Raw genomic sequence first — 21,213 nt, 5'->3', positions numbered from 1 at the left:
TTTGGGGCGGAAAAATCAAACAATCTTGTCGAGAACCGAACGTCTGAACCACGCAGGCATCCCTCCCGTCTTCAATTCCAATTTCTTGCCGTCTGTAATTTCAGCCAGCCAAGTCTGAGTGCCTTCTTTGCTATCTCCTGAATTGTCAAAAACATAAGCCCTGTTCGTGTACCGGATGGCATCCATCAACAAATCCAGTGAACGTGCATACCGCAGGACTATTTTGTCCTCTGGAACGTTATGTCCATTCAGGGCCACTCGATTGCGAACGCGCGAAACATTGATTGCCGGATCGTCCGTAGCGACAAAATACAGATAAGTCCGATATCCCAACGCTTGCGCTTGAATTAAGATATCTATTTTACCCGGATGCGACATTACTGTCTCAAACGTGAAAGATATCTGATGTGCCAGCAGCTTTTGCCTGATAAAATCTACTGTTACCGAAGCCAAATAGGAGTTAATTTCAACTTCGCTAAAATCCAGGCGACTTCCAACCAAAACAAGTTTATCAGATATCCCTCCAAAGCCTTCGTCTTGCAAAAATTTGGAACTGGCGAAAAACGTGCGAATCTCTCGCTCATTCGCACTTACGCTATAGGAAGCAAAATCAAGGCACCCTTGTCTGCGAATCTCTTGCTCTATTTCGTCCGGGTTCAGATATACGCCAAGCAGGTTTTGCGGAAGATACGACTTCAATGTGCTTTTGCCTGAGCCATTTGGTCCGGCAAACATACGCAGCCGTGGAACTGATTGACTCACTTGATAGTAAAAATACTGCCAGTCACAAACTGAACAGGCGGTTCAATCCTTTTTACTTCCACCCGATGTCCATCAGGAAAAACTTCGTATATGACCCCATTCTCAGACTGCAAGACGCTTTGCCCGGATAACAAAACTTGCTCCCGTGCAGCAGCAAACGCCGAGCCAGAAACTGTCGGAAACTGGTTCTCAAGCTGTTGAATCTCTTGGTCAGACATGACGTAACTTTCTATTAAGAGAGTAAATCATCCACTGCTTTACAGCAAGCGAGCAAAACACCTGATCTACTCAAACATTTTCCGGCCAAAGCGGCTGGCGGAGCATCGTTTGCATGCCATTTTTCCATGAGCCGAGTGGGTGGCCCAAGGCTGCTGTCAGCTTGGCGTTACTCAGCCAGCTATAGGTGGAGCGGCGGATGGTGGAATTGAAGAAAGCGGTGGTCACAGGCTCGACTGACGGGATGGTGGCGATCAGGCCTTGGGCTTGGGCAGTGGCTAGGATTTCTTTAGTCCAGTCGTAACGGCTCAGGCCTTCGTCATTCACGGCGTGGTAGAGGCCGCTGGTCTTTTTAGTGGCCAGTTCGAAAGTCCACTGGGCTAAGTCACCTACGTAGGTCGGGACGGCTTGCTGATCGGTGGTGGCGCGGATGGGTTTGCCATCCAAGGCCTGCCGGATGATGGCGTGGATGTAGGAACGTTGCGGACGGATGGGGTTGATGCCAAAGAGCCAACTCGTGCGCAGGACCAGATGGTTCGGGCTGGCGGCCAGGACGGCTTGTTCACCGGCCAGTTTGCCTGCGGCGTAATGGTTGATGGCGTTGGGGGTATCCTCCTCCGTGTAAGGCACGCGCTGGGCACCATCGAAAACGTAATCGGTCCCGTAATGAATGAGCTTGATGCCGCGCTGAGTAGTGAGTTCCGCCATGATCTTTGGGCCGGCGGCATTGATCGCCCACGAGAGGTCGCGTTCCACCTCGCACTTATCCACCAAGTTATAGGCGGCGGTATTGATGACGATGGCGGGCTGGAGGGCATCCAACTGGCGGGCCATTTGGCCGGAATCTTGGAGGTCCAACTCGCTGCGGGTGCAGAAAATCAGGTCAAATCCCGCAGGATTCAGGGCTTTCATGGCTTGCGCCAGCAGGCCATCGGCACCGGTGATGAGGACTTTTTGAAGCGTTGGACCGCTCATGTTTCGTGCAGATTGACAGAGTCTGCGCTTGAATGCCAGTCGTCACCCCTTTTAGAACGTAAGGAACCGCAGGCAGTTCGGTTGCGGAGTTTGCCCGAAATCATCGTGAGCACAGAAATAATCTATTCAGCGGTATTGGACCTGGTGGCCGGCTATCACGCCAAAAAGCCTCTCAAGAAGCATCTTGATGTCGGCTCAGGACGCGGACAGTTGATCCAATTGATGAAGGAACGGTTCGGGGTGGAATCATCGGCGTGTGATTACACCGACAAGCTCATGAATGTACCGGGCCAAAAGGTGGATGTGGCCAACCTGAACCACGAAAAGCTGCCTTACGCGGATAACACGTTCGACATTGTGACGGCCACAGAGGTGATCGAGCATCTGGAACATTACCGCGAAACAATCCGGGAGTTTTATCGCATCCTGAAGCCAGGCGGCGTGTGCATCCTGAGCACACCGAACATCCTGAACATCAAGTCGCGGATGCGGTTCTTTTCCTGCGGTTACTGGAATCTCTTCGGTCCCCTGCCCGTGAAGAACAGCAATCTCTACACGACGGGCGGTCATATCAATCCGGTGTCCAGCTTCTACATCGGGCATACGATGATGGATGCGGGTTTTGAAGACGTGAAGTTCAGCGTGGACAAGTATCAGCGCTCGTCCATCCCGGCGTTCATCCTGTTTTATCTGCCCATCCAATTGTTCGGCACCTTGGCGCGGAACAAGGAAGTGAGCAAATACAAGACGATCGATGCGCACAACGCCCCTCTCGTAGACTCCATGAATCGCGCGGATATGCTGTTAGGGCGCACGGTGATCGTGTGTGCAGTCAAGCCGAGGTAGGAATGGCGCCTCAACCTCAACGCGTCTGGCGTATCGCACACTCGGAGGCTTCATTAGGCTGGGGTGGACAGGAACATCGCGTATTCGCAGAGTTGATGGGATTCAAACAGCGAGGGCATCCGGTATGGCTGATGGCTCCCTCACATGCCAATCTCTTCGGGCGCTGTCAGGAGGCAGGCATCGGCACTGCTGTAATCAGACCGGGCAAGCTGCGATTCCCGTTCGAAGCGATGCGGCTGGCGTCGTGGTTGAAGCGGGAAAAGATTGATGTCCTTAACACCCACAGCTCGGCGGATGGCTGGCTCGTGGGTGTGGCCGGTCGCATGGCAAAGGTTCCCCTGCTCATCCGCAGCCGTCACATCGATGTCAGCTATCCGAACCGGTGGTTGAGCCGGCATGCGTTCACGACGCTCGCAGATCATGTATTGACGACAAGCCAGAAAATCACAGCGCATTTTCAGGAAAATTTTCAACTGGCGGATGACCGCATCACGACGTTGCCGACCGGCATTGATGTGCGGAAATTTCATCCTGAAGGAGCAAAATCCGAAGCCATCACGAAGTATGGACGGTTGGATTTGCCAGCCATTGCGATGATCTCGGTGCTGCGATCATGGAAGGGCCATGACACGTTTTTGGATGCCATTCAACGGCTGCAGAAGGAAGGTTTTGCGGCGCGGTATTTCATCGTAGGCGATGGACCGCAGAAGGATGCATTGAACGGCAAAATCGCGAATGCGGGCTTAAGCGATGTCATCCACCTGTGCGGACATCGGGAAGATGTGGCGGATATTTTGCGCGCAATAGATGTGCTGGTGATCGCGTCCACTAAGCACGAAGGGGTGCCGCAAATCGGGTTGCAGGCGCTCGCGAGCAAGACGGCGGTGGTGGGCAGTGATGTGGGCGGGACGCCGGAGATCATCCGCCAAGGCGTGACAGGACGTAATTTTCCGGGTGGCAATGGGGAAGCGCTCGCCAAGGCTATCAAGGAGACGATTCAGCAGAAGGATGTCACGCAGCGATACCTCGACGCAGGGCGCAAGCAGGTGGAGACGGAGCACAGCCTCGAGGTGATGCTGGATAAGCTGGAAGCGATCTATCGCCGTTACTTGGGCTGAAGATCGTTGTCTTCCTTATCTTCTTTAGGAGCTGTTTTCGGCGGAGGCTTCGGGCCTTGCAACGGTTGCGGTGCGCCGAGGAGCTTCACATATACCCAGGTCTCCAAGGGACGCAAAGGACGGAGCCAGCCGTAGAAAGGCGAGTACACCAAGCGCAAACGGATGGCGGAGAGGAGCATGGTGAGCGAGGTCTTGCCCAGCACTACTTTCGAGCCGATCTGGTCGGTCCATTCGGTGGGCACTTCGAGGATGCGGTAGCCAGCACGTTTCAGAGCGAAGAGGAGATTGATATCAAAAGCCATGTCCGCGATACGGAGCATGCTATGAATCTTTTCCACAGCCTCACGCTTCATCACCTTGGCACCGCATTGCGTGTCGCGGATGTTCATCCAGAACAGGCATTGGACGATAAGGTGGAAGCAACGGCTGGCGAAGCGGCGTTTGCTGGTCTGGGCCTGATGCAGCACAGCGCCGTCAATCCAGCGAGAGCCGATGACACAGTCGGCCTTGTCCATCTGCTTCACCAAGTCATGAAAAGCTGCGGGGGGCGTGGCACCATCGGCATCCACGTAGCCGACGAGGTCGGCCAAGGGGGCTAGTTTAAGACCTTCGATGAGGGCGCCGCCTTTGCCGATTGGAGCCGGGAAATCGAGCGCACCGACCGAGGGGTAATCCATGGCGACGCGGTTCACTACGCCCAAGGTGTTGTCCCGACAGCCATTGAGGACCACGACGAGCTGGAATTTGCCGGGGTAATTGGCGGCGAAATATTCGCCGTAGGCACGCAAGACAGGCTCTATCCGGCCCTCTTCATTGTAGGCCGGAATAAGCAATAACAGACTCGGACTGGTCATGGACACGGCAGGCGTTTAGCAGAACCTCAGGGGAAAGCAATAGTCTGTCAACTTGGAAGGCGATTTCGTAAGAATGCTGGCCAAGAAAGAGTTAGATATGGCTTTTCCGTTCGCTGGGATGTCCAAAAGCGGAACAAAAGTGACACTTATTCGCTTGGCAGAACAGATAGAAAGCACCAGATTTAGCGCCGATGAATTCCCGTTTTCTTGCGCTTACTCTTCTCTCAGCGACGCTTTTCAACGCGGTCGCACAGCCTGCGCCTCCAGCACCGGGAGCCTCTTCCACTCCAGCGGCACCTGCGGTGGCACCGAAGCCGATCATTCAGCCGCCGGATATCGCGGCTCCGAAGCTGACAACTAACGGTGTCGTGAATGCAGGCTTTCAAAAATCGCACGAGAGTTTTGTAGCGGTTGCCAAGAAGGGTGATGTGGGTTTGCTCTTCCTCGGCGATTCCATCACGGCGGGTTGGAACGGGCAGAAGGCGATCTGGACGAATGCGTTCGGCGCTTATAAGCCGGCGAATTTCGGCATCGGGGGTGATCGCACGCAGCATGTGTTGTGGCGCATCGAGAATGGTGAATTGGAAGGCATCAAGCCGAAGGCGGCGGTGGTGATGATCGGCACGAACAATTCGGGCGTGGATTCAGCAGAAGGCATCGCGAAGGGTGTCACGAAGATCGTTGAGACCATCCGCGCGAAAACGCCGGATACGAAGATCCTTTTGCTGGCAGTGTTTCCGCGCGGTGAGAAGCCGAATTCCACACGCGACAAGCTCAAGGAAGTGAACAAGATCATCGCGAAGCTGGATGATGGCAAGAAGGTGTTCTTCCTGGATATCGGCGACAAGTTCCTCCAGCCGGATGGAACTTTGACGAAGGAGATCATGCATGATTACCTGCATCTGACGGCCAAGGGCTATCAGATCTGGGCGGATGCGATCACGCCGAAGCTGGCGGAGTTGATGAAGTAACGAACTGCTTTAACCACCATGGGTGCCTACCAATCATCGCCGGAGGATTTTCTGCTGCCGCTGAAGGCAGTGGATCCGGTCGTGGGCGTGCAGGTGGTGGTGCAGAGTTATTTCCGTGGGAATTTCATCGTGATGAAGGATGGCCAGGTGGGCCTCACGGAGGTGATGGATGATGCGTTCATCTTCGATTATGTGGCGGATGACATCCCGGGCCAGATCGCGGAGCTGAATGCGGAGACGGGTGATTATTGGATCGCCCTGCCGTTGAAGCCATCGGATGCGCTGGAGGTGTGCGATGGGTGTCACGAGCCTTTCGCGGTGCCGAGCATCTTCTGGGACGGTCAGAAACATTTCACATGCCGTGTGTGCCGACGGAAGGAAGAGACGCAGATCTATCAGAAGGCGTCGGGGGCGAGAAGCATCCGCCTCTAGCGGGTTGCCCCGCAGGCCTATTTTTTGGGGAAACGTTCAACGTCCACAGAAGAGCGGACTCTTTCAGGAATGATGCAACCCTTTCAGGGTAGGCATTTAAATTCACGCTAACCCAGGGTAGGCCAGCTCCTTCGTCGCAGTCCAACCCTGGGCTGATTGATTCAAACCCCGTTGGGGTTTTCTTGAAGTCACAACTTCAGAGGATCAGCCCGAAATTTTTCGGACATTTCGAAGAAGGAGACTTGGGCTTTGCGCCATTCGGGTTTGGCGGTGATCTCATCCATGCTAAGCGTGGTGTTGTTGCAGATGAGGTAGAGCCAGTCGCCTAGGACGAGGAAGGCGTCGAAGTGGGTGCCGTGGGCATCGCGGGCGAATTCGAATTCACCGGTTTGGTGCTTGGCGCTGAAGAGTTCTCCTTTGAGACGGTGGAGGTTCTCCGCGAAATCATTCTGCACGCGCTCTGGCCGGGGACCGACGTAGCCGACGACTTCCTCGCGTCCACCGGCAAAGGAGACGATGACGAGTTCATTGAATACCGCCGAGCCATAGGCACGGGTCATCTTGATGGCACAGTCACTGATGGTGTGGGAGGCGGTTTCGAAATTCATAAAGGCGGAAGCAAACTTCAAAGTTTAAGGATTACAATTCAAGGGTAAACGCAACTTCATCTAAGCGACTTCAAGTGTCAGCGCTTTATTCTGGATTTCCCATAAGCGGTTTTCGTGCCTATCTTACCCGTGATGGGCAATAAATTGGCTGATTGGTGGGCGAAGTGGCGCGCGGAGATCGAGGCGTTGCTGGATGAGCGCAGTCTCTTCGGCAAGGGCGAGCGCGGGGTCACTCCTTTGCAGCAGTTCTGCCATTTCTGGTTGATGGTGGGGCGCAACTTTTTGGATAACCGGTGTCCAGTGCGCGCGTCTGCCCTGGCTTATGCGACTTTGTTGGCACTCATTCCTCTATTGGCGGTGAGTATCGGTGTGTCAGCGACGTTTCTGAAGAGTGCGAAGTTTGAGAAGGAGACGAAGATCAGTCAGGCGACGAATACGGTGGATATCACGGGATCGACGAATGTGGTGATCATCGAGAACAAGGGGACGAATGAGGTGACGGTGCTGTCTGGTCCGGCCTCGGATGATCCGGTGCAGAAGATGGTGAATACGCTGGTGGATGAGATCGCGCCGCAACTGGGCCTGATCACGGATACGCGGGATAAGACGGCATCTGATGCGCGGGCGGAGGTGGTGAAGAAGATCAATGAGTTCATCTCGAACATTCACAGCGGCACTCTAGGTGTGACGGGCACGATCGCATTGATCGCGGTGGCGATCCTCCTACTGAGCAATATCGAGACGACGTTCAATGATATCTGGGGGGTGACGCATGGGCGGAATTGGGTATCGCGTGCGGTGCAGTATTGGGCGGTGATCACGTTGGGACCGCTTTTCATGGTGCTGGCACTAGGCGTGACGGTGTCGTCGCGGTTCGTGTTCATCCGGAGCAAGATGCAGGCGTGGCCCATCATGTCGGAGATGTTTTTCACATTGGTGCCGCTGATCGTATTGATCATCATTTTCACGGTGTTCTATCAATTGATCCCGAACACGAAGGTGAAGCCGAGTGCAGCGTTCATCGGTGGCTTAGTGGGTGGCGGGCTCTGGACGGCGAACAGCACGTTCAACGTATTGTTCGCGAGCAAGGTGATCACGGCGAGCAAGGTGTATGGGTCGCTGGGAGCGATCCCGGTGTTTTTGAGCGGTCTGTATTTTTCGTGGCTCATTCTGCTCTTTGGCGCGCAGGTGGCGTATGCGTTCCAGAATCGCCAGACGTATATGCAGGAGCGGCAGGCGGAGACGATCCATCAGCGCGGGCGGGAGTTTGTGGCGTTCCGGATCATGGAGCTGGTCGGGGAACGGTTCGCGCTGGGGTTGAAGGCGCCTTCCATCACGGTGCTGGCGCAGCATATGGAGGTGCCGACGCGGTTGGTGACGCAGTTGTTGCAACCATTGGTGGCGGCAAAGCTGGTGAACGAAGTGGGTAATGGTGAGACGGGTTACACCCCTGCCCGGCCGATCGAGCGGATCACGTGTGCGGATATTTTGGATGCGTTGCGGTCGGGGAACGGGCATGGCATCGAGACGAAGGATGATTACGCACGCGATCCGGTAAGGACGGATTTCGACATCATCCAGAACGCAGAGCAGAAGACGGCGAGCGAGATAACAGTCGCGGACCTGGTGAAGCACGCAGAGGTACGGCGTAAGGAGGAGGAAGCACGGATCGCGGCCAAGCCGAAGGATGAGAAAGCGTGGAAGGAAGGGGCGGAGGAGCGGGCGAAGAAATTGAAGGAGAAGGTGTAAGGGCGGATTGAGTGAAATTGCGGGTTGGCAGATGCGGGGATTTTTCCTAATCATTTGCGGGTGATTGCCTTCCTTAGATTCATCGGGCTGATGAATGCCGCGGTGTGGCTGGGAGCAGTCGTGGTTTATGCGGCGTTGATTTCACCGGCGCTGGTGTCTCCCGAGATGCTGGATGTGTTCGGCGGTGCGCGCAATCCCATGGCTCCCGCCTACCGGGGGCTGGCCGTGGAGATTGTAGCCGGGAAATTTTACTGGATGCATTTCATCTGCGGTGGTGTGGCAGCGTTTCACTTGTTGGTAGAGTGGCTGTTCACCGGCAAGGCGACGCGGTCATTGATGCTTTACCTCGCGATGACATTGATCGTATTGGGGTTGACGAACGGGGTCTTGCTGCACTTGAAGATGAAGGAGTTGCATCGCATCCGCTATGAGCGATTGCCACCACCAGTGACGCAACGGCAGGTGGATGAAAAGAACAAGGCGGCGAAGATGTTCGGCACATTGCAATCTGCCACGGAGATCATCCACTGGGTGATGCTGGCGGGATTGGTGGTTTATACGTGGAAGACGGCGACACCGGGCGAGCAACCGCGCTTCAACAGCGCGCGTAAATTCAAGAGTTGACAAACGGGGCTATCGGGCGAACTAGTTATGCTAAGTGAATAGCTAGAGCTGTCTGGGTAGTAGTTACGGGTATTCAGGCGGTCCAAAAGGAACATAAGGTCATTATGATTTCAAACGAACGCCCCTCGCCTTACGGTTACCGGCCGTCTCACGGGCACCATTCCCACTCGCATCATCATCACTCGCACTCCGGCCCCAAGCCGCCCTCCAACGAGGAAACGTTGCGCACGGAAAAGATCCAGATCGAGCGCAAGACGTTCATCATGACGTTGAAGGAAAATCCGCGTGGCCGTTTCCTGCGCATCACGGAAGATGTTGGCGGACGCCGTGATACGATCATCATCCCGGCGACCGGCCTGGAAGACTTCAAAAAAGTGGTGGAAGAGATGGTGAACACCTCGGCGGAAACGCCGCTGAAGACGGAAGCGCCAGAAGAAGGCGTCGATTAACCGGCACGGCACCAATGGAAACCGGCGTGAACACCTCCATTCACGCCAGCCGGAGGACTTTTCTTAAATCAAGTCCACGGGGTCGATATCCACAGCCACGGTAATATCATCCGGCCATTCTTGGTTCTCCAACATTTCCGCGAGCATCTTGCTCAGTTTGCTCATGGCCTTCGTCCGCAACATGATCTGGTAGCGATAAAATGTTTCGGCACGCGCCAACGGCGCAGGCGCTGGACCGGCGATGACGAGATCCGACCAGCCTTTGAATTTCGTCTCCAGTTGCTTCCGCAGATGATCGGCGGAGAACTGCACCTTGTCCTCATTCCGCCCTTTCATCGTCAGCAAGGCCACGCGGCTCAGCGGCGGGTATTTCAACTGCTCGCGGAACTCTATCTCCTGTTCGTAAAAGCCGATGTAATCGTGGCGGCGTGCATATTGGATGGCGGGATGAAACGGCGTGAAGGCTTGCACCACGACTTCGCCCTCCACATCACCGCGACCAGCGCGACCTGATACTTGGGTGAGCAATTGGAACGTCCGCTCACCCGCCCTGAAATCCGCAAGGTGTAATCCAAGGTCCGCGTAGATGATGCCCACGAGCGTGACATTCGGGAAATGCAGGCCCTTCGCGATCATCTGCGTGCCCACGAGGATATCGATCTTTCCACGACGGAACTCTCCAAGGATGGTGCGGTAATCTTCCTTACGCTTCAACGTATCCGAGTCCATGCGACGGATGCTCGCATTGGGAAAAAGTTTACCGAGCGTCTCTTCCACCTTCTCTGTACCAAGACCCGCGTAACGGATGGCCGGATCACGGCACTCATTATTCGGGCAACGCGCTGGCGCAGGTGCAAAGTGACCGCAGATGTGACAGCGCAATTCCTGAGCCCGCCGATGATACGTGAGTGAAACGCTGCAATGCGGACATTGCGCCACGTAACCGCACTTCGGACATTGCAGCGAGGAAGAGTAACCACGGCGATTGAGGAAAAGAATCGTTTGCTCTTTTTTCTCGAGCCGCTGATGCATCGCTTCTTTCAAGCGATTCGAAAAGATCGGTATCCCCTTCTCCTTCTTCGCTTCGGAGCGCATGTCGATGACGCGCACGATGGGCATCTTCTTATCGTCCGCGCGCGTGGGCATCTCCAGGAGCTGATACTTGCCACGCTTCACATTGTAGTAACTCTCCATCGAAGGGGTGGCGGAACCTAGCACGACAACGGCACCTTCCATCTGGCCGCGATAGACAGCGACATCGCGTGCGTGATAACGCGGTGCTTCTTCCTGTTTATATGAATACTCGTGCTCCTCATCCACGATGATGAGTCCGAGTGGATCAACGGGTGCGAAAATGGCGGAGCGTGCGCCGATCACGATACGTGCCCTGCCCTGACGAATCTTATGCCACTCATCATGACGCTCACCGGAGGAGAGATGACTGTGCAACACGGCTACAAGTGTCTGGCACTTACCAGAACTGAAGCGCGCTTTGAAACGCTCGACCGTTTGCGGCGTGAGCGAGATTTCCGGAACGAGAACGATCGCGCCCTTCCCCTGCTCCAAGGTGTGGGCAAGGGCTTGAAGATAAACCTCTGTCTTACCGCTACCCGTCACGCCGTGCAGGAGGAAAGTGGTTGGTCCTTGGTTCGACGAAGCAGGAAGCCCCGTGCTGCCGGATTCCAGCCGGCAGTCCGCGACGTTCGCCGAATCACGTGACTCTTGGACTGTCTTTCCGCCTTTGGGCTTCGGACCAACTAAAAGTTCCCCCTCTGTTTCTTTGGGTAACGCTTGGTTTCGGCCACCAGTCCCGACTGCCGGCTGGAATCCGGCAGCACTTTGCTTCGCGGCTCCTTTATTCTCGGTCAACTGGATAACATCCCCGATATCTACCAGATTGCCTTTGCCAATTTTGAAGCCCGATTTTAGCCGTGCCTTGACTGGGTTGTCTTGGATATATCGTTTAAATTTAGCCCATTGTGCTCCGCTCCTGACGATGTGATCGAACGATTCATCCCGCCAAAACATACCTTTGCGGTTTAAAATTCGGTTGATCTCTTTGGCTGTAAAAGATTTCCAAGAGTATAAAATATCACTGAGTTCCACTCCATCACCCGGCTGCAATAACACATGCACATGATTCGGCATCACTACGTAATCACCTAAGCTGTAACGATCCCCATCAAAGTGCTTAAGCGCATTTTCCACCACCTCTCCAACGCGTGATTCAGCCAACGCGCAAGAGCCATAACCTGCGTCCAAAAGATCCTCCATTCTAGACGTGAAGCGGCGGCTATACTCAGCTTGAGTTTTCTCACTCCACGGTTTGGGGTGGAATGATTCCCAAACCGTTTTCTCTTCCTGCCATACCTGCAATTGCTGCTGCGCCACTGAATCTTCCAGACGAAAGGTGACGAAATAAAGTTTTGCTCCCTGCCGCCAGTGCGGCAATGCACCACGATGCCCCCCTTTCTCCGCCTTGGGATCAAAAAAAAGGGATTCAGTGTCTTCATTTTGAGCCTCCGACGAAGCACGCGACCCCGTGCTGCCGGATTCCAGCCGGCAGTCCGCGGCGTCCGCAGAAGCACACGACTCTTGAACTGAATTCCCACCTTTGAGCTTCGAACCAACTAAAAGTTCCTCCTCTGTTTCCTTGGGTAACGCTTGGCTTCGGCCACCCGCCCCTACTGCCGGCTGGAATCCGGCAGCACATTGGTCCAATGCCCCATTGATTGCCGCTAATGCTTTCTCCTGTTCGGCATTTAGCGTCAGCTTGTCGGTGGGCAGGATGTTTTCGTGCTCGTAGGGATCGCGTTCGGAGATCTGGTTTTCGATGACGACCAAGCCTTTGTCTTCAAGGCGACGGATGGTGTCGGGCGTAGTGCCAGCAAGTTCCACCAGCTTTTGTAACGGGATTTCACGCCATTCTTCGATGACATTGATGAGGTCTTGCTGACGCTTGGAGAGTTTTGGTGGTTCTCCGTGGATTTGCAGCAGGCGCACCACTAAGCGTTCGCGCCAACCTTCCTGCTCCTTGCGAACAGCTTCAGGCAACACGCTCTTAAGCGCGATCTCGGGGGCGCAGCAGTAGTATTCACCGATCCAGCGAGCGAGCTGGAGAACCTTCGGCGTCACGAGGGATTGCTTGCCTATGACCTTGGCGATGGCGCGCAGATTCGTGTGCGGAGAGTCATCCAGAACCAATGTCACAACTCCCATGACTTGGCGCGGGCCAAAGGGGACCTTTACGCGCGTGCCGACTTCCACTTGCCCTTCCATCTCGGAAGGGACGAGGTAGTCAAACTCGCGCCGCAAGGCGATTTCCAATGTGACCCGGGCGATCATGAAATTCTTCAACCCTTGCCAAATCCTTTGATCAAAAATTCACGGATGAACGGAAGTTCACCTTCTGGCAGGATAGTATGATCTTTCGGGAACTCGGCCCAGTCCATCTTCACCCCGGCGGTTTGCAGGGTATGCAGATGACCACGGGTGCGGGCGACTGGCAAAAGAGAATCGTAGGTGCCGTGGGTGATCAGGAAGTTCTGCTCTTTGGCGACGAGGGACATTTCTTTGGCAAGGAGTTCGGCGTCGTTCACGTAGCCGCTGATGCCGACGAGAGGACCGAGTTTGTGCGGATAGCGGCAGCCGGTCTCGATGGTCATGAGGCAGCCTTGGGAGAAGCCGAAGAACCCCATGTCTTCGCTGGGGAATCCAGCGGCGCGCATGGAGTCGAGGAGGGAGGCGATGAGCTTGTAGCTGCTGCCCACGCCGATGCGTTCTTCACCAGTGAAATCATACCAGGAGTAGCCGCCGTAGTAGGCATCCGGCGCGTTGACGAGAAGGTAGTTTAACCAAGGGAGACGGAGTTCACCGGGAAGCCAGCGATAGCCTTCCATGCTGTCGCCGAGGCCGTGGAGGACGACGAGGAGTTTCTTGGAATCGCGTTCCACTGCGGGGATTAAATCCGTCTCAAGCATGGGTGGAAGATAAAGAGGATTTACGATTTTCGAAGTACGATTTACGAGGGGCGGATAGAGCTTTGAGAGGTCCGGTGAGTTCTTGGGGCTGCTGGTGTGCGGGAGTTTAGGCGGCTTAAAAGCCGCGCTCCTTTACTCCACTGGTTCTTCGAGGGGTAGCTTCTTGGCGGTGCGGAGGCGTTGGGTCATTTGGATGAGGGTGGTCTGTTCCGCAGGGGTGATGCCGGGTTGATCGAGGAGGCGGTTGGCAGCGGCCATCTGTTTGTCGATGTAGGCGTTGCGGAGCTTCAGCAGGTAATCGTGCAGTTGCCTGGTGATCTCTGGCAGTGCGCGTTTATCCATCATCGCTTCGGTGACGAGGGATTGCTCGAAATCGTTTTCGAGCGCGGTCATGAAGGCTGTCGGGCTTTGCCACTGCTGCTCTTGTTCGAGGCGTTGGATCTGTTCGGCGAGTTTGCGTATGGTGGCGTTGGGAATCCATTCCGGGCGCATGTGATGAATCCAACCGCGGCCATCGTTCTCGACGATGAGTAGCAATTTTAGAAAGGTCATCTCTTGCGCGTTGGGGCGCTCGAGGAGGACTTCTTCCTCCGGCGGCACGTCATCGTATTCGCGTTGTTGCGGAGCGGGTTGACGACCTTTGCGGGAGAATTCCTTGCGGACGGCATCGGTGGAGACGCCGAGGCGGAAGGCGGTCTTCTGCGCATACTTGTCCGTAGTAACGGCGTTATTCGCTTTACCCAAAGCTTCGCTCATCGCGCGCAGGACGGCGAGCTGGCCGGGGTCCGTGCTGATGTCGTTCTGCTTGCAGAGACGTTCGAGGTAGAAATCGAAGAAGCTCGGGGCTTTCTCGATGAGCTGGCGGTAGGCATCGGCACCGTTCTCGCGGATGAAGCTATCGGGATCGTGCGGGGCGGGAACGACGGCGACGCGTACGGCGAGTTCCGCACCGAGCAAGTGATCGAGCGCGCGGACGGCGGCGTTTTGACCGGCGTTATCAGAATCGAAGCACAGGACGATGTCGTTCACATAACGCTTAAGGATGCGCGCGTGATCGTTGGTGAAGGCGGTACCTTGCGGGGCGACGATGTTCTTCACGCCGGCCATGAAGCACTGGATCATGTCGATCTGGCCTTCACAGATGATGGCGTAACCGGCATCGAGGATGGCGCGCTTCGATTTATCTAGGCCGAAGAAAATCTTGCTCTTGTGGAAGAGCAGCGTCTCGGGCGAGTTCACGTACTTGGCGGTCTTCTCGTCGCCGGAGAGGACGCGACCGCTGAAGCCGATGACGCGGCCCTGTTCATCGCAGATGGGGAACATCAGGCGGCCACGGAAGCGGTCGTAATAGCCATCGCCCTGATCGCGCTTGATGACGAGGCCGGATTGCTCAAGGACTTCCTCGGTGAAGCCCTTGGACTTGGCGAAGTTTACCGTATCATCCCACTTGTCCGGGGAATAACCGATGCGGAAGACTTGCTGCGCTTCCGCAGAGATCTGGCGCTTGGCGATGTAATCGCGGCCGATCTGCCCGGCGGCGTCATTCACGAGTGCTTGCTGCCAGCGCTTGGTGATCTGTTCGTGGAGGTCGAAGAGCGCCTCCTTCATCCCGCGCGTGGCAGCGGCACCGGGGCCTTCGATGACATCGAGGGGAATCTTGGCGCGTTCGGCGAGGCGGCGGACCGCCTCCATGAAAGAAAGGTTCTCGTATTCCTGGACGAACTTGAAGACATCGCCACCCTTGTGGCAGCCGAAGCAATGGAAGCCTTGCCGGGTAGAACTGACGTTGAAGCTGGGGGACTTCTCTTTGTGAAAGGGACAGAGCGCGGTGAAGTTCGCTCCGGCGCGTTTTAAGGGGATGTAACTGCCGATGACTTCGACGATGTCACTGGCAGCGCGTATCTGCTCCAGCAGTGCGGGAGGGATGACTGCCATGAGCGCTATTTAGCCTTCTCGACGGCTTTCTCGCCACCTTTTTCGCCCTTTTCACCCGTGGCATCCCAGACAGCTTTTTCACGCTGCTTGTTGCCCACGGGTTTCTTAGGAACGGCGGTAGCATAAGGATCGACCGGCTTAATAAGCTGTTCTTCGAGCCTTTCCCGGAAGAACTGGCCGCTGGTGGAATCGAACAGGACATCGCTCTGAATCTTGGCGTATGTCGGAAAAAATGAGCTGCCATATTCGGCTTCTTGGGCCTTGATCTGGGCTTGGACCATCGCTTTGGTGATGAATTTGGCATTCATGATGGCCACCAGCATGATGACCATGCAGAAGAAGCGCAGCCCTCCAGCCAGGGCACCCAGATAGAATTCTCCACGACCGAAGATGTCACTGCCCACGAGTTTTTCCCCCACCGCGCGCTTGATGTAGGAGAAGGCAAATTTGATCACCAAGGCGATGAACAGGTAGCAGATGATATTTGACCAGTAGAGGGACATCGAGGTGGCATTGGAGAGCAGCTTGCCCGATGGCTCATAATACAACGCCGACACGACTACCATCATGAGCCAGCACATCAGGTCCAAGAGTTCATTGGACATGCCACGTTTTTTGCCGACGAAGAGACCCGTGCCCACCATGATGATCACGAGGGCATCAAACCAAGTCACACTAAACGAGGACATGTCCATAAACTAGCCAGCTTTTCTGTCTCGGGATTATGTTATCCCTTGGCAATCCGTTAACCAAGTCTCAAATATGCCGCTGTTTAATACTATAGCAATGGGCGTGCCGAGTTAAGTATTATTGATTGGCGCGCAACCAATAGCGTATCTCGGCAGCCTTGGGATGATCAGGTTCCAGCTCCAACACCTTCTGGTAGTGCTGACGCGCGGCTACCTTGTCCCGCAACTTGGTGGAAAGCAGGCTGGCCATCATGAGATGTGGCTGCGCCCGGCCGGGAAAACGGTTGGTCAGGGTCTGTAACTCTTCTGCCGCATCTTGCGGATAACCTGCCTGTTGGAGTGTGAGAGCAAAGTTATAACGGGCATCAAACGAATCTGGGGCCACCGCAAGGGCGTGCTCATAAGCCACTAACGCTTGGCGCAGGTCCTTCGCCTCGTAGGCCGTCCAGCCCAAGTTGTAATAAGCCTCAAAATAGGCGGGGTCGGCAATGGCAGCTCGGCGATACCCGGCTATGGCTTCCGGCAAGTTCCGCACCTTTTGAGCGGCCAATGCCGAGTCAAACGCTGCTTGCGCCTCTTTCTTGTCGCCGGCGAGAAAGGGACCGGGCTTGAGATAGGGATAGCGTGGGATGGGTGCTGGTTTGATAACGGGGGGCGACGCGATGACAGGCGTCGGCGCGGGAGCAGGCAATTCAACGGCCGGAGCCGGTCTCGATTTCGGCTCTGTCTTGGCCACTTCTTTAGGCTTCGCATTGGTCACCAGCATCGTAGGAGGCAGACCGGAAAGCGGCGTGGGAGGCTTGGGTTTGCTACGGAAAAGATTCACCGGATTGATGCGTTGGAAGAACCCGGGCCTCTCTTCTGGCATGGTTGCAGCAACTGCAGGAGCAGCAGAGGCCACAGAAACTTTCTCAGCGGGTGTAACGGGAATCGGCACGTTCACAGGAGGTGGTGCCTGAGTCACCACTGTCGGGGGCTTGACGACAGGCGGAGCCACAGGTCTAGGTGCAGGCGCAGGTGTGACGGCGGCAGACTTGCTCTCCACACGGACAGGCTCGGCTTTTGCCATCTGTTTGGTGGCTTCCGGTTTAACGGCTGCCGGAGGCGGAAGATTCACCGGATTTTCAATGACAGAAACTGGTGCCGGAACGGCGGCGACTTCCACGGGCTTCGACGGATCGACGGGTTTTACCGGTTCAGTTTTTGCCGCCAGGGCATTGCTACGGGCGGCAGCAGCGGCGGCAGCGATGTTTACCGGACCTGCATTGCTCGTGGTTTGGGCACCGGGCACCAGCGATTCCAACTGTTTTACCACCGAGCTGACCTCCGCCATGTCCGCGGGCGGCGGCTGGCTGGCGAGGTAGGCCCGATATTGGGTGAGTGCAAGGGGATAATTGGTAAGGTGCTGATGATAGATGACGGCCAGGTTCAGTCGTGCGGCGGCGAACTTGGGGTCTTGTTGGATGGCGGCATTGAAGTAGGTGGCGGCATCCCGCACGCGTTGACGCTGGAGCAGCACCAGCCCCAAGCCGTTCAATGCTTCGGGATTGCTCTTGTCCAGTTTTTGCGCGGTGACGAAAGCGGATTCCGCCTCACTCCACTGGCGTAGACGCAAATGAGCGGTGCCTTGCTGAACGTGGCCTTCCACTGACTCCGGCTTGAGCAGAGTAAAGGTCTTGAACTCGTTCAGAGCACGGGCAGGATCGCCGTGATCCAGCATGAGTGTGCCGAGATTGTAACGGACGGCCACAAGATCCCGGTCCAACCGCAGCGCCTGGTTGTAGGCCTGCGCGGCATCCTCCAGTTTGCCGGTCTGGTGATAGGCGAGGCCCAGATGATTCCATGCCTGCGCGTTTTGCGGCAGGAGTTCGGTGGCCTGCTTTAACAGGACCAAAGCCTCGGCGGGCTTGCCCGCTTGCAGCAGTTTTTCGCCCTCGAGCAACGCTTTCGGTCCTTTGGGTGCGCAGGCGGCCAAGCCCACCAGCAATATCAGGAACAGCGCTGAATAACAGGAGGTTGCGACCGTCTTTAGAGTGGTCAGCATCAGGTCAAGCTGTTAACATTCGCAGGTGTTAGTGTCAAGAAACGCACGGTATTTGATTGATTTCCAGCCCCTAAAAAGTGTGCTGACGGGATTTTTCTGCCTTTTCGCCATGGGTCTGGCTCTCGCGGGAGATAAGTCGGCAGCCCCGGCCAAACCCGCCTCAGGGCCGGAAAAGAATGGCCGCGTAGTAGTAGCCTCCACGGATGGCGCGTTGGAATCTTTCAACCCCAACGCTGAAGCAGTCCGCAAACTCGTCCGCGAAGGCCTCCTCAAGCTGACTGGGAAAAAGGATGACCGCAGCGCTTGGCTCAGTCTCGTCTCCACGCAAGACACCATCGGCATCAAGGTGCTGACAGCGCCGGGCCGTTACAGCGGCACGCGCAAGGAAGTCGTCGCTGGCGTCATCGAGGGTTTGCGCGAGGCAGGAATCGCACCGGGCAATATCGTGCTCTGGGATCGCACCTTGGTGGAGATGCAGGTTGCTGGTTACGGGGAATTGGCAAGCAAGTATGGCGTGCGGCTGGAGGGCGCCCAATCAGCGGGCTGGGATGACAAGACGTTCTACGAATCGTCCATCATCGGCAAACCGGTCTTCGGCGATTTCGAGTTCGACAAGAAGGGCGAGGACGTGGGCCGTAATTCTTTCATGTCCAAGCTGGTCTCCAAAAGGATCACCAAGATCATCAGCATCGCGCCGCTGCTGAACCACAACACCGTGGGTGTCTCCGGCCATCTCTACAGCCTGGCGATAGGCAGCATGGACAACACGATACGCTTCGAGAATGAGACATCGCGCATGGCCGTGGCCGTGCCGGAGATCTATAACATGCCGCAACTCGCCGACCGGATGGTGCTGGCGATCACCGACGCCCTGCTCTGCCAGTATCAAGGCGAATCCCGAACCCTGCTCCACTATTCTGCCGTATTGAATGAATTACGGTTCAGCCGCGATCCGGTGGCCCTCGATGCCTTGAGCGTGGAAGAACTGGAGCGTCAGCGTGAACTGGCGAACGTGCCGTCCAAGAAAGAGAAGCTGGAGATTTACGGGAATGCGGCATTGCTGGAATTGGGCGTGGCTGACACCAAACAGATCAAGATCGAGCGGGTGATGAAGTAAATTTACGATTTACGAGACGGCGAGGTAATCCCAGCGCGAAATCGTTTCTGGTTTCGAGTCGTGCTGTCCGTTGGGAATAGACAGCTCGTAAATTGAAAATCCAAAATCGTAAATCGATCTTAACCCATCCCCGCGTATTCCTCGTCCGTGATGAGATCAAGGCCCATGACTATGTAATCGTGAGTGATGCCTTGCATGTCTTTCACGTAGTCGGGGAGTTTTATCAGGTCGCTGAAACCGAGCAGTTGGAAGGTCTTGATGGCACCTGCCTGCTGGCCGATGAATTCCGCCTCCACTTTTTCAAGGCCCAGCATGCTGGAGATCTCGATCAGGTTCGTTACCAAAGCACGGGCGATGCCGATACCGCGAAACTGCGGATGCACGAGCACGCTCACCCGGCCGATGTGGCGTTTCCAACCGCCCTGATGCTGGTGCAACGTCGCACTGCCGACGATCTTGCCATCAACCAGCGCGAGCAGTGGCAAGTTCACCTGGTAGTCGATATTCTTGCACCACCTCTGGATGACGGCAAGATCGGTGACGTGATGTTTGATGAAGAGGCGCTCTTCACCCGGGACAGCCAGGAAGAATTCGTGAAAGACAATTTCATCGTCCTTTTTTAAAGGCCGGACCTTGCACTTCTTCTCGGTCTTTAATTTGATTTCCTTGGGGTACTTCTGGAGCGCAAACTCGAGCGACATAATTTCTCCTGGTTGAGATGATTGTTCTGTCATTACCCGGCCCCAAGCCGGAGAAGCCGGAGGGGTCAGCCATTTTGTCATTTATCCGTCATGCCCATCAATCCGCCTTCTCAAAAGCAGATTGTGTTCCTCCCGGATACGACTAGGAGGTTGAGGAAACTTCCCCGGCGAGTCCCTGCCCCAGGCGCAACGCGCGCTGGTCCACCGTCAAAGGATCGATGCTCCAGTGCGCCGCGAGGGTGACGACCTTGTCGGTATTCATCTGGATGAAGGAAGCGGGCGGAAAGGTATCCATCCCCGCAGGGTCGCCATAGTCCAGGCAGTGGAGACCGAGCTCATTTTCAGCCACGGTTAGCGCGCCTTGGTTCCAGAGTGTTTCACCCGCCCAGGAGTAGGCACGCAGGATGCGGCCATCTTCAGCCCGGGCCCAGGTGTGATGATAGAGCACACGGTCCGCCTGGAAGTATTGCACGTGACCGAGCTTGTGGCTGAGGTCCAGCAGGAAGCGGAAGCAGCGGTCTACATCGTCATATGGGTCCGGCAGGCACGTGCCCATGACCAATATCCACGGGCCTACGGGCGGCGAGATGAAAAGTTTGCGCTGGCTGGCCTCGGCCAGGCCTTCCTCCCAAGTGCAGGTGCGGGCCTTGTGCAGGCCGAAGGCATCCCGAACGGCTTGCTGGTTCGTGCTGCGGATGGCGACCCACCGTTTCGGCAAACCATAGATGGAACGCATGCCGAGAGGCACGGCCGTACCGGCATTGGTCCGGAGGAATTGTTCCATGCGGGCTTCTTCCTCCTGACGTTTGCGCACATGATATTTGGACAACATCACAAAGCCGGTGCCCACCATGAAAATAAAGGCGAGAAGAAATATGAGTGCGATAGCCAGCCATTGAAGCCATTGCGTGCTGGCGTCGGATGCTCCTGAGCCGTCGGCAACGGCCAAAATCTGAGGGAGCGGGTTCACGGATGAAAATCTATCCCGAGTATTGTTCCACGCAATAGAAAATCTTCTGGCAGACGTGTTTTTCGCGGGCAAGAAAAGTTGGGCTGCATAGGTTCCCCGCCCCACTCCATCTGGAGGGCAACAGCCAAAAACTTTTTCACGCGGATTGCTTTTTGCCCTGCTCATGATTTCTT

General features: G+C 55.8%; 20 protein-coding genes. 8 read left to right on the top strand and 12 right to left on the bottom strand.

Annotation, left to right across the window (positions count from 1 at the left end; genetic code table 11):
* Positions 1-15 precede the first annotated feature (15 nt).
* The 3 genes from VGH19_06105 to rfbD form a co-directional block, all read right to left on the bottom strand.
* Complete coding sequence (locus VGH19_06105) at positions 16-735, bottom strand: hypothetical protein (GenBank protein HEY1170926.1); 720 nt, start codon at positions 733-735, stop codon at positions 16-18.
* A 23-nt stretch (positions 736-758) separates the two neighbouring features.
* On the bottom strand, positions 759-980 hold the full coding sequence (locus VGH19_06100) for a hypothetical protein (GenBank protein HEY1170925.1): 222 nt from the start codon (positions 978-980) through the stop codon (positions 759-761).
* Between the two features lie 70 nt (positions 981-1,050).
* On the bottom strand, positions 1,051-1,953 hold the full coding sequence (gene rfbD / locus VGH19_06095; GenBank protein HEY1170924.1) for a dTDP-4-dehydrorhamnose reductase: 903 nt from the start codon (positions 1,951-1,953) through the stop codon (positions 1,051-1,053).
* 105 nt (positions 1,954-2,058) lie between these two features.
* On the opposite strand from rfbD, the gene VGH19_06090 reads away from it, so the two are divergent.
* A complete protein-coding gene (locus tag VGH19_06090; GenBank protein ID HEY1170923.1) occupies positions 2,059-2,799 on the top strand; it encodes a class I SAM-dependent methyltransferase in 741 nt (246 codons plus the stop codon).
* A gap of 2 nt (positions 2,800-2,801) precedes the next feature.
* Entirely contained in the window at positions 2,802-3,917 is a 1,116-nt protein-coding gene (locus tag VGH19_06085) for a glycosyltransferase family 4 protein (GenBank protein HEY1170922.1), read from the top strand.
* Here the strand turns inward: VGH19_06085 and VGH19_06080 are convergent.
* The gene (locus VGH19_06080) at positions 3,905-4,771 is read right to left on the bottom strand and encodes a glycosyltransferase (GenBank protein ID HEY1170921.1); all 867 of its coding nucleotides are present in this window, start codon (positions 4,769-4,771) and stop codon (positions 3,905-3,907) included. The genes VGH19_06085 and VGH19_06080 overlap by 13 nt on opposite strands.
* A 191-nt stretch (positions 4,772-4,962) precedes the next feature.
* On the opposite strand from VGH19_06080, the gene VGH19_06075 reads away from it, so the two are divergent.
* Both VGH19_06075 and VGH19_06070 read left to right on the top strand, forming a co-directional pair.
* The gene (locus tag VGH19_06075; protein HEY1170920.1) at positions 4,963-5,742 is read left to right on the top strand and encodes a platelet-activating factor acetylhydrolase IB subunit; all 780 of its coding nucleotides are present in this window, start codon (positions 4,963-4,965) and stop codon (positions 5,740-5,742) included.
* A gap of 18 nt (positions 5,743-5,760) precedes the next feature.
* Positions 5,761-6,174: a hypothetical protein gene (locus tag VGH19_06070; GenBank protein ID HEY1170919.1), complete on the top strand. Its 414-nt coding sequence runs from the start codon at positions 5,761-5,763 to the stop codon at positions 6,172-6,174.
* Between the two features lie 188 nt (positions 6,175-6,362).
* On the opposite strand, the gene VGH19_06065 is transcribed toward VGH19_06070, so the two are convergent.
* Positions 6,363-6,782: a hypothetical protein gene (locus VGH19_06065; protein HEY1170918.1), complete on the bottom strand. Its 420-nt coding sequence runs from the start codon at positions 6,780-6,782 to the stop codon at positions 6,363-6,365.
* Positions 6,783-6,914: 132 nt separating this feature from the next.
* On the opposite strand from VGH19_06065, the gene VGH19_06060 reads away from it, so the two are divergent.
* The 3 genes from VGH19_06060 (at position 6,915) to VGH19_06050 (ending at position 9,604) form a co-directional block, all read left to right on the top strand.
* Positions 6,915-8,531 (top strand): YhjD/YihY/BrkB family envelope integrity protein, encoded by a 1,617-nt coding sequence (locus VGH19_06060; GenBank protein ID HEY1170917.1) that lies wholly within the window; start codon positions 6,915-6,917, stop codon positions 8,529-8,531.
* A 60-nt stretch (positions 8,532-8,591) separates the two neighbouring features.
* Complete coding sequence (locus VGH19_06055) at positions 8,592-9,155, top strand: hypothetical protein (protein ID HEY1170916.1); 564 nt, start codon at positions 8,592-8,594, stop codon at positions 9,153-9,155.
* Positions 9,156-9,259: 104 nt separating this feature from the next.
* Positions 9,260-9,604, top strand: coding sequence for an RNA-binding protein (locus VGH19_06050; protein ID HEY1170915.1), 345 nt, complete (start codon positions 9,260-9,262; stop codon positions 9,602-9,604).
* A gap of 63 nt (positions 9,605-9,667) precedes the next feature.
* Here VGH19_06050 and priA read toward each other — a convergent pair whose 3' ends face one another.
* The 5 genes from priA to VGH19_06025 form a co-directional block, all read right to left on the bottom strand.
* Positions 9,668-12,949, bottom strand: coding sequence for a primosomal protein N' (priA, locus tag VGH19_06045; GenBank protein ID HEY1170914.1), 3,282 nt, complete (start codon positions 12,947-12,949; stop codon positions 9,668-9,670).
* An 8-nt stretch (positions 12,950-12,957) separates the two neighbouring features.
* Complete coding sequence (locus tag VGH19_06040; protein HEY1170913.1) at positions 12,958-13,584, bottom strand: serine esterase; 627 nt, start codon at positions 13,582-13,584, stop codon at positions 12,958-12,960.
* 132 nt (positions 13,585-13,716) lie between these two features.
* On the bottom strand, positions 13,717-15,519 hold the full coding sequence (gene dnaG / locus VGH19_06035; GenBank protein HEY1170912.1) for a DNA primase: 1,803 nt from the start codon (positions 15,517-15,519) through the stop codon (positions 13,717-13,719).
* Between the two features lie 5 nt (positions 15,520-15,524).
* Positions 15,525-16,208: a CvpA family protein gene (locus VGH19_06030; GenBank protein HEY1170911.1), complete on the bottom strand. Its 684-nt coding sequence runs from the start codon at positions 16,206-16,208 to the stop codon at positions 15,525-15,527.
* Between the two features lie 118 nt (positions 16,209-16,326).
* Positions 16,327-18,252, bottom strand: coding sequence for a tetratricopeptide repeat protein (locus VGH19_06025; GenBank protein ID HEY1170910.1), 1,926 nt, complete (start codon positions 18,250-18,252; stop codon positions 16,327-16,329).
* Positions 18,253-18,361: 109 nt separating this feature from the next.
* Here VGH19_06025 and VGH19_06020 point away from each other — a divergent pair, with 109 nt between their 5' ends.
* Positions 18,362-19,369, top strand: coding sequence for a hypothetical protein (locus VGH19_06020; protein ID HEY1170909.1), 1,008 nt, complete (start codon positions 18,362-18,364; stop codon positions 19,367-19,369).
* 119 nt (positions 19,370-19,488) lie between these two features.
* Here VGH19_06020 and VGH19_06015 read toward each other — a convergent pair whose 3' ends face one another.
* Together VGH19_06015 and VGH19_06010 are read right to left on the bottom strand one after the other, a co-directional pair.
* Positions 19,489-20,070 carry a GNAT family N-acetyltransferase gene (locus VGH19_06015; protein ID HEY1170908.1) on the bottom strand — a complete coding sequence of 194 codons (582 nt, stop codon included), beginning with the start codon at positions 20,068-20,070 and terminating at the stop codon, positions 19,489-19,491.
* Positions 20,071-20,212: 142 nt separating this feature from the next.
* Complete coding sequence (locus VGH19_06010; protein ID HEY1170907.1) at positions 20,213-21,040, bottom strand: hypothetical protein; 828 nt, start codon at positions 21,038-21,040, stop codon at positions 20,213-20,215.
* Positions 21,041-21,213 lie beyond the last annotated feature (173 nt).

Source organism: Verrucomicrobiia bacterium (assembly GCA_036405135.1).
Classification (GTDB): domain Bacteria; phylum Verrucomicrobiota; class Verrucomicrobiia; order Limisphaerales; family JAEYXS01; genus JAEYXS01.
The sequence above is the reverse complement of the archived record's forward strand: the minus strand, read 5'-3'. Positions and strand labels throughout refer to the sequence as shown.

Excerpts from the sequence above, each read along its gene's own strand:
- VGH19_06080 (HEY1170921.1), bottom strand. The coding sequence starts at position 4,771 with ATGACCAGTCCGAGTCTGTTATTGCTTATTCCGGCCTACAATGAAGAG.
- rfbD (HEY1170924.1), bottom strand. The coding sequence starts at position 1,953 with ATGAGCGGTCCAACGCTTCAAAAAGTCCTCATCACCGGTGCCGATGGC.
- dnaG (HEY1170912.1), bottom strand. The coding sequence starts at position 15,519 with ATGGCAGTCATCCCTCCCGCACTGCTGGAGCAGATACGCGCTGCCAGT.
- VGH19_06060 (HEY1170917.1), top strand. The coding sequence starts at position 6,915 with ATGGGCAATAAATTGGCTGATTGGTGGGCGAAGTGGCGCGCGGAGATC.
- VGH19_06085 (HEY1170922.1), top strand. The coding sequence starts at position 2,802 with ATGGCGCCTCAACCTCAACGCGTCTGGCGTATCGCACACTCGGAGGCT.
- VGH19_06105 (HEY1170926.1), bottom strand. The coding sequence starts at position 735 with ATGTTTGCCGGACCAAATGGCTCAGGCAAAAGCACATTGAAGTCGTAT.
- VGH19_06030 (HEY1170911.1), bottom strand. The coding sequence starts at position 16,208 with ATGTCCTCGTTTAGTGTGACTTGGTTTGATGCCCTCGTGATCATCATG.
- VGH19_06025 (HEY1170910.1), bottom strand. The coding sequence starts at position 18,252 with ATGCTGACCACTCTAAAGACGGTCGCAACCTCCTGTTATTCAGCGCTG.
- VGH19_06040 (HEY1170913.1), bottom strand. The coding sequence starts at position 13,584 with ATGCTTGAGACGGATTTAATCCCCGCAGTGGAACGCGATTCCAAGAAA.
- VGH19_06075 (HEY1170920.1), top strand. The coding sequence starts at position 4,963 with ATGAATTCCCGTTTTCTTGCGCTTACTCTTCTCTCAGCGACGCTTTTC.
- VGH19_06015 (HEY1170908.1), bottom strand. The coding sequence starts at position 20,070 with ATGTCGCTCGAGTTTGCGCTCCAGAAGTACCCCAAGGAAATCAAATTA.
- VGH19_06100 (HEY1170925.1), bottom strand. The coding sequence starts at position 980 with ATGTCTGACCAAGAGATTCAACAGCTTGAGAACCAGTTTCCGACAGTT.
- VGH19_06050 (HEY1170915.1), top strand. The coding sequence starts at position 9,260 with ATGATTTCAAACGAACGCCCCTCGCCTTACGGTTACCGGCCGTCTCAC.
- VGH19_06070 (HEY1170919.1), top strand. The coding sequence starts at position 5,761 with ATGGGTGCCTACCAATCATCGCCGGAGGATTTTCTGCTGCCGCTGAAG.
- priA (HEY1170914.1), bottom strand. The coding sequence starts at position 12,949 with ATGATCGCCCGGGTCACATTGGAAATCGCCTTGCGGCGCGAGTTTGAC.
- VGH19_06020 (HEY1170909.1), top strand. The coding sequence starts at position 18,362 with ATGGGTCTGGCTCTCGCGGGAGATAAGTCGGCAGCCCCGGCCAAACCC.
- VGH19_06065 (HEY1170918.1), bottom strand. The coding sequence starts at position 6,782 with ATGAATTTCGAAACCGCCTCCCACACCATCAGTGACTGTGCCATCAAG.